Source organism: Nocardiopsis sp. NRRL B-16309 (assembly GCF_001279585.1).
Taxonomy (GTDB): Bacteria; Actinomycetota; Actinomycetes; order Streptosporangiales; family Streptosporangiaceae; genus Nocardiopsis.
Map to the genome: position 1 here is coordinate 20182 of NZ_LGEC01000078.1, position 14300 is coordinate 34481.

At 72.8% G+C, this 14300-nt stretch carries 10 protein-coding genes; 5 read left to right on the top strand and 5 right to left on the bottom strand.

All coding sequences use genetic code 11. The features are described from left to right. Window positions 1-629: 629 nt before the first annotated feature. The 3 genes from ADL05_RS16190 (at window position 630) to ADL05_RS16200 (ending at window position 3257) form a co-directional block, all read left to right on the top strand. Window positions 630-1448, top strand: a complete 819-nt coding sequence (locus ADL05_RS16190) for a nucleotidyltransferase domain-containing protein (protein ID WP_053617812.1) — start codon at window positions 630-632, stop codon at window positions 1446-1448. A gap of 87 nt (window positions 1449-1535) precedes the next feature. Beyond that, complete coding sequence (gene def / locus ADL05_RS16195) at window positions 1536-2090, top strand: peptide deformylase (protein WP_053617813.1); 555 nt, start codon at window positions 1536-1538, stop codon at window positions 2088-2090. 195 nt (window positions 2091-2285) lie between these two features. Continuing rightward, window positions 2286-3257, top strand: a complete 972-nt coding sequence (locus ADL05_RS16200) for a hypothetical protein (RefSeq protein ID WP_053617814.1) — start codon at window positions 2286-2288, stop codon at window positions 3255-3257. A 297-nt stretch (window positions 3258-3554) separates the two neighbouring features. Here the strand turns inward: ADL05_RS16200 and ADL05_RS16205 are convergent, their stop codons facing one another. The 3 genes from ADL05_RS16205 to ADL05_RS16215 all read right to left on the bottom strand — a co-directional run bounded on the left by ADL05_RS16205 (window position 3555) and on the right by ADL05_RS16215 (window position 7087). Then, complete coding sequence (locus ADL05_RS16205) at window positions 3555-4835, bottom strand: MFS transporter (RefSeq protein WP_053617815.1); 1281 nt, start codon at window positions 4833-4835, stop codon at window positions 3555-3557. 58 nt (window positions 4836-4893) lie between these two features. Further along, window positions 4894-5685 carry an alpha/beta hydrolase gene (locus tag ADL05_RS16210; protein ID WP_053617816.1) on the bottom strand — a complete coding sequence of 264 codons (792 nt, stop codon included), beginning with the start codon at window positions 5683-5685 and terminating at the stop codon, window positions 4894-4896. A gap of 70 nt (window positions 5686-5755) precedes the next feature. After that, window positions 5756-7087, bottom strand: a complete 1332-nt coding sequence (locus ADL05_RS16215; protein ID WP_053617817.1) for a CPBP family intramembrane glutamic endopeptidase — start codon at window positions 7085-7087, stop codon at window positions 5756-5758. Window positions 7088-7267: 180 nt separating this feature from the next. Between ADL05_RS16215 and ADL05_RS16220 the strand changes: the two genes are divergently transcribed. Next, on the top strand, window positions 7268-9430 hold the full coding sequence (locus tag ADL05_RS16220) for an elongation factor G-like protein EF-G2 (protein WP_053617818.1): 2163 nt from the start codon (window positions 7268-7270) through the stop codon (window positions 9428-9430). 463 nt (window positions 9431-9893) lie between these two features. Here the strand turns inward: ADL05_RS16220 and ADL05_RS16225 are convergent, their stop codons facing one another. After that, window positions 9894-10697: a M48 family metallopeptidase gene (locus ADL05_RS16225; RefSeq protein WP_197285820.1), complete on the bottom strand. Its 804-nt coding sequence runs from the start codon at window positions 10695-10697 to the stop codon at window positions 9894-9896. 6 nt (window positions 10698-10703) lie between these two features. Continuing rightward, window positions 10704-12674 (bottom strand): amidohydrolase, encoded by a 1971-nt coding sequence (locus ADL05_RS16230; RefSeq protein ID WP_053617819.1) that lies wholly within the window; start codon window positions 12672-12674, stop codon window positions 10704-10706. Between the two features lie 490 nt (window positions 12675-13164). Between ADL05_RS16230 and ADL05_RS16235 the strand changes: the two genes are divergently transcribed. Continuing rightward, a complete protein-coding gene (locus ADL05_RS16235) occupies window positions 13165-14244 on the top strand; it encodes an acyltransferase family protein (RefSeq protein WP_231640772.1) in 1080 nt (359 codons plus the stop codon). Window positions 14245-14300 lie beyond the last annotated feature (56 nt).

Below are 14300 nucleotides of genomic sequence, written 5' to 3' on the forward strand. Positions count from 1 at the left end.
TCCCGCGGCGGCCGGAGAAGCCCGTTCCGCGCGGCGGCGCCGACAGGATCCTGACCAGCGAACACGAGCGCGGACCCCGCACGGGCAAGGTGCTACCGGCCGGTAGAACATGGCGGACGCCACACTCGGAATGGCACGCCGAACACGGTCCGTTTTGTCACGAAGTTCTCTAGGGAAAAGCCGTGGCAAAAGAATCGCATGCAAAGAACCGTGCGCATGCACGTGCGAAGGATTGCGCACGGCACGCGGACCGGTTCCGGCACCGCGCGTGAACGGAACGGCACGAGCCGCCCGGAAAAGGGAACGGAGTCCCATCGGCCCCATGGTCCTCCCGCGCACCCCGGCCCGCCTTCACGCGCCCGAGCGGACCCCATTGCACACCCCGCCCACGTCTGTCAAGGGTGTAGGCTCCCCCTCTCCGCCATAGCCGCACACCACATGACGTGGGGAGACAGGATGCAAGTCCGGCGTGATCACTTGCCATCACCAGCGCACCCGCCCAAACTTGGAGGTAGGAGGCGAGAGCCCCAGCAGCCTCACCAGGCTCAGGGCCCAGCCGCAGCCACAGTGATCCGGTCCTCCCCACCACCGGATCGCGCGCACGAACCCACCATCAGACTGGAGTGAGCATGGCCGTCCACCCTCGGGTGCAGACGCTGGCCCAGACCTTCCTCGCCAACGCGGACCAGGAGGCCCCCGGCCTGGTCGAAGGCCTCTATCTGACCGGTTCCGTCGCCCTCGGCGACTTCCGCCCGCACACCAGCGACGTCGACTTCGTCATCGTCACCGCGCGCACCCCCGGCGGCCGAGAGGTCGAGCAGCTACGCCGCGCGCACGCGCGTACCCGCGCGGACGTGCCGCGGCCCCAGTTCAACGGCGTCCACGTGACCTGGGACCACCTCGCCCAGGACTCCGCCTCCTGCGGCCCCCTGCCCTCGGTCGTCGGCGGCCGCTTCCGCGAGCGCGCGAGCTCCGACGTCAACCCGGCCACCTGGCACATCCTCGCCGAGCGCGGCGTCCCGGTGCGGGGCCCGCACCCGGTCGAGCTGGACGTGTGGGACGAGCCGGAGAGCCTGCGGGCCTGGTCCCTGGGCTCCCTGGACGAGCACTGGCGCCGCTGGCGCGAACGGGCCGGACGGCTCGTGACCCCGCGCGGACTCGCGGCCCTGGGCTCGCTCGCCCCCTCCTGGAGCGTGCTCAGCGTCAGCCGCCTGCACTTCACGCTCAGAACCGGCGAGATCACCTCCAAGTCCTGCGCCGGCTCCTACGCCCTGCACGCCTTCCCCGACCGCTGGCAGCGCATCGTCAACGAGTGCCTGCGCGTGCGCCGCGGCGTCCAGGCGCCCTCGCTGTACGAGAGCGCCCTCGCCCGCCGCCGGGCCGCCCTGGACTACATCGAGATGGTGCTGGACGAGTCGCTGCGCCCCGGGCTGGCCGTCTCGACCTGACCCGCGCGCGGGGCCGGGGCCCGGAGGCGGCGCCCGGCCGTGCGCACCCCGGTGTCAACCTCCCCCGGCCCGGCTACTCTGTGGGGCATGAGCATGCGCCCCATCGTCCGGTTCGGCGACCCCGTCCTCGTCACCCGGACCACGCCCGTCACCAAGTTCGACCAGCACACCGCGGCCCTGGTCCGGGACCTCCTGGACACCGTGGACGCCCCCGGTCGCGCCGGGCTCGCCGCCACCCAGATCGGGGTGGGGCTGCGCGTGTTCAGCTACAACGTCGAGGACCGCGTCGGCTACGTGATCAACCCCGAGATCGCCGAGCTGTCCGAGGAGACGCAGGAGGACGAGGAGGGCTGCCTGTCGGTCCCGCGGCTGTGGTATCCCACACGCCGGGCCGTGCGCGCCGTCGTCACCGGCGTCGACCTGCGCAACGAACCGGTCACCGTCGAGGGCACCGGCCTGATGGCGCGGTGCCTGCAGCACGAGACCGACCACCTGGACGGCATGCTCTACCTCGACCGCCTCGACCCCGAGACCCGGCGCCGGGCCCTGCGCGACGTCCGCCGCTCCGACTGGTTCATGCCGGCCCAGGCACCCGAGCCCGCCGGGGTCCAGCTGCCCAGCGCCTTCGGCGGGACCGCCTGAGGGCCGACCGCTCCGCCCGTCCGGCCCCGTGCGGTCACCGACTCCGGGTATCTTCGGATCCGTCCCCCGCGAGTCACGTACTAGGCATGTAACGCCAAGATCTCGTAAGGTCTGCTGAGTATCTCCCGCCCCACGGCACCCCCTCGTCTCGCCGTCGGCCCACCGAATGCGCTCAGACCGTCCACGGAGCAGAAGATGACACCCAGCCCTCGATCCCGAGTCCCCCGCACCGGCCGGGCCGCGCTGTCCGTCGGCGCGGTCTCCCTGGCGCTGCTGCTCGCGGTGCCCGGAGCCGCCTACGCCGAGCCGGACGACGAGGTCGACATCGACGCGCTCAACGAGCGCGCCGAGGAGCTGGAGGAGTCCTACGGCGGCGAACTCCTGCAGTACAACGAGATCAAGGACCGGGTCGAGGAGGCCGAGGAGGACCTGGAGGAGATCGAGGAGCGCCTGGAGGGCTCCCGGTCGGGTGTCTCCAACATCGCGTCGGCCCAGTACAAGAACAACAACGGGTTCGACCCGGCGCTCCAGGTCGTCTTCTCCAGCGAGCCCGAGAACATGTTCTCCGACGCCGCGACGCTGACCTACCTGGGCGAGAGCCAGTCCGAGCAGATCTCCGAGCTCATCGCGACCCGCGACGAGCAGCAGGAGGTCACGACCGAGCTCACCGAGGAGCTGGAGGAGGCCGTCGAACTCGTCGACTCCCTGGAGGAGCAGCGCGAGGAGGTCGAGGCGGAGATCGAGGAGTACGAGGAGTCGCAGATCCCCGAGACTCCCGGCAACGGCACGATCCCCGAGAGCGCCATGGGCGGCGGCTGGGAGTCGACCACGGCCCGGATGGCCGGGATCCGCGACGAGATCATCATGGCCTACGGCGCCCCCTACCCCGTCGGCTGCTGGCGGCCCAGCGCCGACGACCACGGCGACGGCCGCGCCTGCGACTTCATGATGAGCTCCGGCGGCGCCATCCCCTCGGCCGAGAACAACTCCCTCGGCGACCAGATCGCCCAGTACGCGATCGACAACGCCGACCGCCTCGGCGTGGACTACGTCATCTGGAAGCAGCGGATCTGGCACCGCAGCAACCGCCAGTGGGTGTTCATGAACGACCGCGGCGGCGCGACGGCCAACCACTACGACCACGTGCACATCTCGTCGGTCAACTAGGAGGGGGCTCGGGCGCCCGGAAGACGGGACCTTCGCGCCTTCCGGTGTGCCCGCTCGTACCTCGCGGACCCACCTCCAACCACTCCAGGACCCGTCGGCGCCCTCACTTGTGCTTGCCTCGGGCCTTCGCTCGTTCCTCGCTTTGGCCCGGGCGCCTTGAAGACGGGACCCTCCCACCTTCCGGTGCACGCCCTCGTTCCTCGCGGACCCACCTCCAGCCACTCCAGGACCCGTCGGCGCCCTCCCCGTGCCTGCCCTAGGCCTCCGCTCGTCCCTCGCTTCGGCCCGGTCTGCTCCCTACCTCACGGGGCGCCCGCGCCCGGTCAGGGCCAGCGGAAGGGCCCCGGCCAACAGCACCGTCAGCAGGGCGAACGCCGGACCGTAGCCCATGAGCTGGATGACCAGCCCCATGCCCATCGCGCCCACGCCCGAACCGGCGTCGAAGCCGATGTTCCACACCGCGCTGGCCCGTCCGTACCCGGCGGGACCCGCGCGGTTGAGCATGAGCATGACCGTCTCGTTCTGCACGGCGCCGAACCCGAGCCCGAACAGGGCCGCCCCCGCCAGCACCAGGGCCGCGGCGGCCGGTCCGGGCACCGTGTCGTCCCCGCCGACGGTCCACAGCCCCGCGGTCACCAGGGCCAGGCCCAGGACCGCACCGGACATGCCCGGCAGGAGTAGCACCGCGCGCCGGTGGCGGTCGTGCAGTGTCCCCGCCGTCCACCGGCCCGCGACGACGGCCAGCGCCAGGGCCGCCAGTGTGCCGCTGACCAGCCACGCGGCCTGCTCCAGCGGGATGGCCAGGAACGTGATGACCGTGCTCGCCGACGTGGCGGCCACGAGCATGATCGCCAGCGGCGCCGCCAGGACCAGCAGGAGCGGGAGCCCGACGGGCCCGGCGTCGCCCGCCCCGCCGTGGGGCGGCGCCGACCGCAGCGCCGACCGGTTGCGCCCGCCGTCGGCGAACCAGACGCCCGCGGCCAGTACGGCTCCCAGCACGGAGCATGCGCCGGTGATCCAGAACGCGGCGTCGAAGCCGATCTGGAGGGCCAGTGCCACCCCGCCGGGCAGGATGAGGACCTGCGGCAGGCCGACGGCCAGGCCGTAGTACCCGGTGGCGCGGCCGACCTGCTCGTTCGGTACGAGCCGCGCGGCCAGGACCGTTCCGGCGACACTGACCATGCCGAAACCGACGCCGCGCAGGGCGGAGACCGCGATCAGCGGGGCCAGGTCGGCGGTCACGGCGAAGAGCGGGGTGGGCAGCCCCATGATCAGACAGCCCACGGGGAAGGCCCACCGGTAGCCGCCCCGTTCCAGGATCCAGGGCATCGTGAGCTGGGTGAGGACGGTGGTGAGCATGAACGCCGCCGTCGTGCTCCCGGCGCCGAACTCGCCCGCGCCGCCCCGGCTGGCCCAGAGCGGGACCAGCGGCAGCACGGCGGCGAACCCGACCAGGCCCACCGCGGTCGCCGCGATCAGCAGCGCGAAGCCCCGACCTCCCAGGCCGGGCAGCCCGTCGTGGGAGGTGTCCTGGGCGCCCGCTCCGCGGCGGGAGGAAGGCGTACGGGGTCGGGTCATCCCTCCTTTGTAGTTGACCGCGGCGGCGCTGTCGACGCCGTCCCCCGCGGCCCCGTGCTCAGCCCCCGGAGGGCCCCACCCGTTCCCGGAGCCAGTCGCGCAGGCGCGCCGACAGCTCGGGGGTGACCGCCCGTTCGGCGTGCCCCATGCCCGGGACGATCCACAGCTCCCGGGGCTCGCCCGCGGCCTCGTGGATGGCCGTGGCGTGGGCGACGGGGAAGTAGGTGTCGGCGTCGCCGTGCACCACGAGCACGGGGGTCGGGCTGATCCGGCCCGCGACCTCGCGCGGCTCGGCCGGTCGGGGGTCCCAGCGGCGGTCGGTGACCCGCACCTTGCGCATGCGCGCGAGGAAGAAGCGCCCGGCGGTGCGCTCGATGCCGACGTGGAGCAGGCGCATCCGGCGGGTGCCCCGGTAGTACCAGCGGCTGGGGGCGCTGACCGAGACGACCGCGTCGACCCCGCCGAGGAGGGCGGCGTGCCGGAGGGCCACGGCCGCGCCCATGGAGAAGCCGACGGTGGCCACCGTCGTGTAGCCGAGGCTCCTCAGCCGGGCGACGACGGCCTCCAGGTCGTGGATCTCGTCGTTGCCCAGGGTGCTGTGTCCTCCGGAGCCGTGGTGGCCGCGGAAGTCGAACGTCATCACGTCGCCGACCGGCAGCAGGGCCTCGGCGATCGCCCGCGTGGCCGGGTTGCGGTAGGTGCCGGTGAACCCGTTGGCGAGGACGACGGCCGTGTCGCGCGCTTCGGCACCGCGCCGCAGCACGGCGTCGATGCCGACGCCGTCGGACGTCGTCAGCCAGAAGCGGCGGTCCTGGGAGCGGGACAGTGGATGGTCGATAGCGTCGGACACCCGTCCATCCTGCCCGACGCGCCCCGGGCGCGGGCGTCCGGCCCCGGTGTGTCGCGGGCGCGGACGGCGCTCAGGGGCGGTCGCGCCGGGTCCGCTCGTACTGTTCGCCGTAGGACGGCTGTCCGTACGGGGAGCCGGGACCCGGCGGGTACGGATGCGGATCGGCCGCCCGGTCGCCGTAGCGCTCCTCGTAGGGGCGCGGGTCCGCCTGCGGAGCGGGCACGCCGTAGGGCTGGTCCGGGTACGCCGGTCCCGGCCCGTGGCCGTGGCCGTCGTAGGCCCGGCCGTCGTGTCCGTGGGGGTCGTACTGCTGCCCGCCGGGGCCCTGCTCCCCGTGGCCGCGATCCTCGTAACCCCGCTCGTCATACCCGTGGGAGTCGTACTCCTGCCCGCCGGGGGCCTGATCACCCCGCTCGTCATAACCGTGGGAGTCGTACCGCCGCCCGCCCTGGGCGTGGGCGTCGTACGCCTGCCCGCCGGGGGTCCGCTCCCCCTGGCCGTGGTCCTCATAGCCCCGCTCGTCGTAACCCCGCTCGTCATAGCCCGGGTCGTCGTGGTCAGGCCCGCCGTCGTCGTACTCGTCCTCGTACCCCTCGTCGCCGAGGTCGGCACGGGCGGAGGCGGGCGGGAAGACCAGGGAGCGCAGGTTCAGGGCCACGTGGACGGCCATCGGCACCCACAGGCTCTCGGTTCCCAGGTAGAGGATCGTGAACAGGGCGCCCGAGGCTCCCGCGCTGACCAGGCCCCACCAGCCCTGGTAGACGTGGGCGACCGAGAACAGCAGCACCGACAGCAGCGCGGCGATCCACAGCGGCACGCCCATCCCGGCCACCAGGACGATGAACAGTCCCCGGTAGAGCAGCTCCCCGAACACGCCGCCGGTCACCGCCGCGCCCCCGGCGAGCAGGCGCTCGACCGTCGTCCGCGGCACGAGCAGCCCCTGGGGGTGCCGTCCGGGCTCGGGCAGGGCCGCGGGGGCGGCGGACGCCCGGCTCCCCCGGTGCCCGGAGCCCTTGCGGCCGCCCTTCCTCCCCCGCCCGGACCGCCGGAACGGCAGCCCGTTGGCCAGCGTCCACAGCACGGCCAGCGCGACGAGTCCGCCCACGGCACCGCCCGCGATCGGCCCCCACGCCGCCGGGAACCGCAGGCCCAGGTCACCGGCGCCGAGTCCGGGCGAGAGCAGCAGGACCGCGAGGACCAGCACGCCCCACAGGGCATGGGTCGCCACCGTGACGGCGTACAGGCGCCGCAGGGCGCGCCCGCCGTCGTGGCGGCTGCGGGCCAGGCGGGCGAACGCGAGCCGACCGAGGAAGGGCTCGCCGAACGCCGCGAAGAGGAGGAGCAGGACCGTCAGCAGGGTCCCGGCGAGGCTGAACTGAGGGAGAGTCTCCGACCAAGGCACGGGGCAATAGTAGGGCTCCCAAAGCCCGCATTGCGCACATGACGGATTCCGGACCCGATGACCTCTTGTGGACGGGGTGGCGAACAGCGACCGTAGAGAGTGTCACAGGTCACATCGCGGGCGGTGGCACGAGCCACCCCGTACGCCGCCCCGAACGCGTCGAAGGGCTGGGCAGCAGGGATGGTAGATCGAGCCGTAGTCGTACCGAGGGCCGATCGGCCCCAGGACATCCGCAACGTCGCACTCGTGGGTCCGACGGGTTCCGGGAAGACGAGCCTGGTCGAGGCCCTGCTCTTCGCGGCCGGGGCGATCCCCCGGCCCGGTCGCGTGGAGGAGGGCACGACCGTCAGCGACCACGACGAGATCGAGATCCGCCAGAAGCGCTCCGTCCACCTCACCGTCAACCCGGTCATGGTGGGCGACGTCAAGGTCAACCTGCTCGACACCCCCGGATACGCCGACTTCATCGGCGCCATGCGAGCCGGGCTGCGGGGCGCCGACGCCGCCCTGTTCGTCGTCTCCGCCCTGGACGGCGTGGACGGGCGCACCCGTGTGCTGTGGCAGGAGTGCGCCGCCGTGGGCATGCCCCGCGCCGTGGCCGTGACGAAGATCGACCACCCGCGCGCCGACTACGACGACGTCGTCGCCCAGTGCCAGGAGGCCTTCGGCAGTGGGGTCCACCCCGCCTACGTGCCCGCGGTCGAGGGCACCGGGGACGACCGCCGTGTGGTGGGCGTGTGGGGCCTGGTCTCCGAGCGCTACTACGACTACTCCGACGGGGACTCGGGAGCCGGCCCCGAGCCGCGCCCGGTGCCCGGCTGGCTGCGTGAGGCCGCCGGCCCGCTGCGGGAGACGCTCATCGAGGAGGTCATCACCGAGAGCGAGGACGAGGCGCTCATGGAGCGCTACATGGAGGGCGGCGCGCTCGACCCCGACCTGCTCATCGCGGACCTGAAGCAGGCCGTGGCCGCCGGCGGCTTCCATCCCGTGCTGGCGCTCAGCCCCACCCGCGGTGTCGGCGTGCGCGAACTGCTGCGCGAGCTCCCGCTGTCGTGCCCCGACCCGACCCGGCGCGCCTTCCCGGAGGTGGTCGGACCCGACGGGCGCCCGGTGAGCGGCCTGTCCTGCGATCCGGACGGCCCGCTGGTCGCCGAGGTCCTGAGCACCACCAGCGATCCCTACGTCGGGCGGGTCAGCACCGTGCGCGTCTTCTCGGGCACGCTCACCTCCGACAGCCCCGTCCACCTGCACGGCCACGGCGTGCCCAGCGGGATGACCGGGTCCGACGAGCACGACCGCAGCGGTGAGGACGAGCGCCTGGGCGCGCTGCACGTCACGCTGGGCCGGGACGCGCGGCCGGTGGGCCAGGTGGTCGCCGGGGACCTGTGCCAGGTCTCGAAGCTGCCCTCGGCCCGCACGGGCGACACGATCTCCGACCGGGACCGGCCGCTGCGCGTCTCGCCCTGGCGCTTCCCGCAGCCGCTGCTGCCGGTGGCGGTCAGCGCCGCCTCCGCCTCGGACGAGGACAAGCTCTCGCAGTCGGTGGCGCGCCTGGTCGCCGAGGACCCCTCGCTGCGGGTCGAGGTCAACGCGGAGACCCACCAGATGGTCCTGTGGACCCTGGGCGAGGCCCACCTGGACGCCGCCCTGGACCGGCTGGAGCGCCGCCACGGCGTGCGCGTGCGGACGGGCCCGGTGCGCGTACCGCTGCGCGAGACCTTCGCCGTCCCGGCGCAGGGCATGGGCCGCAACGTCAAGCAGAGCGGCGGCCACGGCGAGTACGGCGTCTGCCGGATCCGGGTGGAGCCGCTGGAGTCGGGCTCGGGTCTTGAGTTCGTCGACGAGATCGTCGGCGGCGTCGTGCCGCGCCAGTTCGTCCCCTCGGTGGAGAAGGGCGTGCGCGCGCAGATGGCCGAGGGCGTGGACTCCGGGTACCCGCTGGTGGACCTGCGCGTGACCCTCTACGACGGCAAGGCGCACTCGGTGGACTCCTCCGACATGGCCTTCCAGAAGGCGGGCCGCCTCGCGCTCAGGGACGCCGCGACCGCCGCGAAGCTCTCGATGCTGGAGCCGGTGGACGAGGTCACCGTGGAGATGGACGAGTCCTACCTCGGCGCGGTGATGAGCGACCTGTCCGCCCGCCGCGGGCGCGTGGTCGGCACCGAGGCCGCCGACGGGGGCCGGGCGGTGGTCCGCGCGGAGGTGCCCACCCTGGAGATGACGCGGTACGCGGTCGAACTCCGCTCGATCTCCCACGGCACCGGCGTGTTCACCCGGAACTACCTGCGCCACGAGACGCTGCCGCCCCAGGTCGCCGCCCGCCTCCCCGCCCAACCCGCGTAAGCGCCCGCCATCGGGCCCCCTGGGGTCGTTCAGACCAGGGGCCCGCAAGCGGGGTCGAACGTGCACGAAGGACCTGCCTCGACCCCGGGGGCTGAGAGGTAGGCAGTTCAGCCTGCCACGTCCGCCGGGGATGAAAGGTAGGCCGTTCAGCTATGCGGTGTGCAGGGGGGTTCGCGAGGGGCGCGCCAGTGTTCTGCAGGAGGAGACGGGGCCGCAGCGAGCCTGCGAGCAAGGCAAGTCGACGACGAAGAACACTGGCTACTCGGCGCCCCGCGTCCGAGCTTGCGAGGGCGCCAAAAGGAGGCGCAGCGAGGGCGCCGACGGGTCCTGGAGCGGCTGGAGGTGCGCTCCCGAGGAACGAGGGCGTGCACCGCAAGGCGCGAAGGCCCCGTCTCAAAGGCGCCCGAGCACGGGCCAAAGCGAGGAACGAGCGGCGGCCCCAAAAAAACACAGCCCCGAACAACTACAACACCCGCCCCGGCCGGCTGCGGTCGGCCAGCGCCGCGAACCGGAACGTGTTCACCGGGTGGCTGGAGAGCAGGTTGACCAGCAGAACGAAGAACCCGGTGTCGGTGTGGGCGCGCTCGGCGACGGCGTCGAAGTCGACGGCGGTGTAGAGGTACTTGCCCGCCACGAACAGGCGCAGCCCCTGCGCGCCCTCGGGGCAGTACAGGTGGGCGTGGTTGTCGGCGGTGTACTCCTGCGCACGGCTCAGCGTGGTGCCCACACCGGGAATGACGTTGGCCACGGAGATGCCGAACTGCCGGAGGAACGAGGTGTGCCCGGCGGCGATGTGGCCGACCTCGTGGCCGATGACGAACCGCAGCGCGTCCGGATCGGCGAGGCGGCCGCCCACCTCGAACAGGTCGCTGTTGACGGCCACGTACCGCCGGCTGCCGTGCCCCGACGCGAACGCGTTGAGCACACCGTTGCCCAGGACGACGTAGGCCTCGGGCACGCGGCGCATGTTGAACACCGCCGCGGCCTCGGCGACCATCCGGTACGCCTCGGGGAACTGGTCCGGCGTGATGCGCACCCCGTTGATCCGCTGGCGGGCGAAGAGCTGTCCGCGTACGAAGTACACCAGCGCGGGGATGCTCAACAGCAGCAGCGGCTCGCCCGGCTCTCCGGCGTGGGCGCGGCTGGCCGCGCCCACCACGGCCAGCAGGGTGACGGCCACGCACACGACCAGGAGCCTGTTCTCCAGTGGATGGCGCAGGTCCCGCGCCAGATGGGGATCACCCCAGCGCCGGGTGATGATCCCCATCCGGGGTCACAGGCGGTACTCGGAGTCGGGCAGGTCGTCGTCGGGTCCGGGCGGAGGCGCCTGGTGGGCGTCGCCCCGTGGCGGGGGCCCGCCGAACGCCGGTCCCGAGGGCTGCCCGTGCGGCGGCCCCTGCGGGGGCGGCCCCTGGGGCGGCCCCTGCGGGTCGTCGTCCAGGATGGCGGCCATGTCCGCCGACAGCGTGGACTCCTCCGCCTTCTCGCTGCGCCACTCCTCGCGCAGTTCCTCGTCCTGTTCCCCGATGACGGCGTCCATGTCGGCTTCGTGAGTGGACTTGGCCGGGTCCTCCTGTCCCGGCTCGGGCCAGGAGGAGGCCAGGAACGCGCTGTCGTAGGCGTCGTTGGAGTCCTGCGCCGCGCCGCTCTCGGGCCGCGGCTCGTACGGCTCGCCCATGGGCGGGCCGTAGGAGCGCGCCGGCGGGTCGTAGGAGTCGGCGGGCGGGGCGTCCGCCGGCACCGGGCCGTAGCCGCTCGGGGGAGCCGGGTCGCCCGGTGGCGGACCGAAGGAGTCGGCCGGCACCTGCTCCGCGGGCGGCGGGGCGTCGTGGACGGGGAAGGGGTCCCCGACCGGCTCGGGCGCCGCGTCGTAGGACTGGTCCTGGTAGGCGCCCCCCATGGGCGGCGCCTCCGCCGCCGGCGCGGACCGCTCGCTGCCCAGGTAGGACAGCGCCGCGACGGTGATGGCGGCGAGTCCCGCGCGCAGCGTGGGCTCGCGGGAGGGCGCGAAGAACGGCGAGTGGTTGCTGGGGACGTTGCCCATCTTCTCGTAGGGCGTGTCCCCCGGAGCCGCCTCCCACACGTCGTGCGGGGTGGCGCCCACGAACCAGAACACGTACGGGATGGGCTGCGGGTCGGCGGGCAGGCCGAAGCAGCTGAAGTCCTCCGTGCCCGGGAAGGGGTCGGGCAGGTGGATGACGTAGTCGTCACCGAAGTAGGCGTGGTGCGCGGCGGCCACCTCGGCGGTGCAGGCGGGGTCGTTGACCGTGATGCCCGCACCCTCGAAGCGCTCGACCTCGGGTTCGCGCGTGGCGCCGGAGGCCGCGGCCTCCGCCCGGACGATGCGCTCGATGGCCGCTTCGAGCTGCCGGGCCACGTTGTCGTTGAGGGCCCGGGTGTTGACCTCCAGGTAGGCCTCGTCCGGGATGATGTTGGCCTTGGTCCCGGCCTGGATCCGCCCGACCGTGAGGACGGCCATCTCGCTCGGGCTGATCTCCCGGGAGACCACGCCCTGCAGGCGCGTGACGATGTGCGCGGCGACGAGCACCGGGTCGATGGTGGTGTGCGGCTGGGAGGCGTGGCCGCCCTCGCCGAAGACGCGCACCCGGTAGGAGTCGGCGGCGCCGAGGATGACACCGGCCCGGTGGGAGATGAGTCCGGCGGGCTGCGGGCCCAGGTGCTGCCCGAGGATGACGTCGGGGCGCCCGAAGCGCTCGTAGAGCCCGTCGTCGAGCATCGCCTGGGCGCCGTCGAGGGTCTCCTCGGCGGGCTGGGCGACGACCATGACGGTGCCGGTCCACTCCTCACGGGACTCCGACAGCAGGTCGGCCGCGCCGACCAGGCACGCGGTGTGGGCGTCGTGGCCGCACGCGTGCATGACGGGGACCTCCTTGCCCTCGTCGTCGGTCGCGCGCGTCGTGCTGGCGTAGGGCAGACCGGTCCGCTCCTCCACGGGGAGGGCGTCCATGTCGGCGCGCAGCATCACCGTGGGGCCCGGGCCGTTGCGCAGGATCCCGACCACACCGGTGCCGCCGACGCCCTTGTGGACCTCGTAGCCCGTGCGGGTCAGCCACTCGGCGACGCCGCTGGCGGTGCGATGTTCGGAGTGGGAGAGCTCCGGATTCTTGTGCAGGTCGACATAGAACCCCTCGACGAGCGGAAAGATCTCGTCGAGGAGTCGCATGACCACGCTCCCGTGCTGGGCTGCACGGTTGGGGTCCACCGCGTGCGGCACGGTTTCCACCGCCTTCTTCGTTCTCGACTGGGCCGACGCCTGCCCGACGTCTCGACCTGGGTGCAGCCTATCGGCGCGACCGTCGCCGCCCCACACCGCCATGGTCACCCAAGGCGCACGGCTCCGCACCCATGGGTTACGATCCCCTGGTGGTCGGCGCCCTGCGCGGGGGTGAGCGACGCCACGGGGCCGCCTCCGATTTGGAGAAAACCCTGGCGTGCTCCACGATGTCTCAGTAGGGTAACGACGCACGAGTCGAACTCATCCGACCTTCGGTGCCCTTCCCCGGGCTCAGTCGCCACGCGGCACCGACCGAGCGTTCCGACACCCCCCGTCGGCCGCCGCCCCATCCGCCCAGGCCGTGGGCCCAGCGCACACCGTCATACCGCACCCGTCGTCTCGGAGACCGTTCGTGGCCTCATCAACCGTCAGTTCAGCGTCCCATCAGCAAGGGTCGGGGCCGATCCCGGGCACCGGGCCGACCGGCCCCGGGGGTCCGGTGTCCGAGAGCGCCCCCGGACGTGACGCACGACTCGACAACGCCAAGTTCATCCTGATCGCGCTGGTGGTCGTGGGCCACGCGATCCAGCCGGTGCGCAACTTCGAGCCCGCCAGCGCGCTCTACTACTGGATCTACTTCTTCCACATGCCCGCGTTCATCATGATCAGCGGCTACCTCTCACGGTCCTTCGACGCCTCGTCGCGCCGCGTGGAGAAGCTGGTCGTGTCGCTGGCCGTGCCCTACCTCATCTTCTGGGCCATCCACCAGACGATCTACGGCGTCGAACGCGGCGGACTGCCCGAGTCCCTGTCCGTGTTGAGGCCGACGTGGACGCTGTGGTTCCTGGTGGCGCTGTTCATGTGGCGGCTGAGCGTGCCGGTGTGGCAGCGGCTGCGCTGGCCGGTGGCCATCGCGGTGCTCATCTCGGTGTTCGCCTCCACCACCGACCTCGGCGGCGGCACACTGGCGCTGGGCCGCGTGCTCAGCTTCCTGCCGTTCTTCGTGCTGGGCCTGAGCCTGCGGCGGGAGCACTTCGCCCACCTCGACCGGGTCTGGGTGCGGATCCTGTCCGTGGCCGTGCTCGTCTCGACGGCGGTGCTCGCGGTGCCCATCTCCGACCGGCTGAGCCGGGACTGGCTGCTCTGGAAGGACAGCCTCACCGACCGGGCGATCGACCCGATCATGCCCAGCATGGGCATCCGGCTGGCGTTCATGGGGCTGGCGCTGGTGATGACGATCGCCGTGCTCGCGCTCACGCCCAAGCGGCAGATGTGGATCACCTCACTCGGCGCCTACACGCTCTTCATCTACCTCGGACACTCCGTGGCCCTGCTGGTACTCAAGGCCTCGCCCTGGTACGAGCGGGTGGACGGCGCCGTGGGCCTGGTCCTGTCCATCGCCCTCGCGATCGGCCTCACCCTGCTGCTGTGCACCCCGTGGGTCCGCGCGGCCCTGTCGTGGGCGGTGGAACCGCGCCTGACGTGGCTCCTGCGCGACGACGTCCCGAGCCGCGAGACGGCCCGAGGGGCCCCGGCCGCCGGGGCCGGCGCCGGGTTCGCGGCCGGGCCGAAGTCCTGACCCCGGGGCTCCCGAACGGTCCAGGGCCCAGGTCGGAGCAACACGACGAAGGCCCC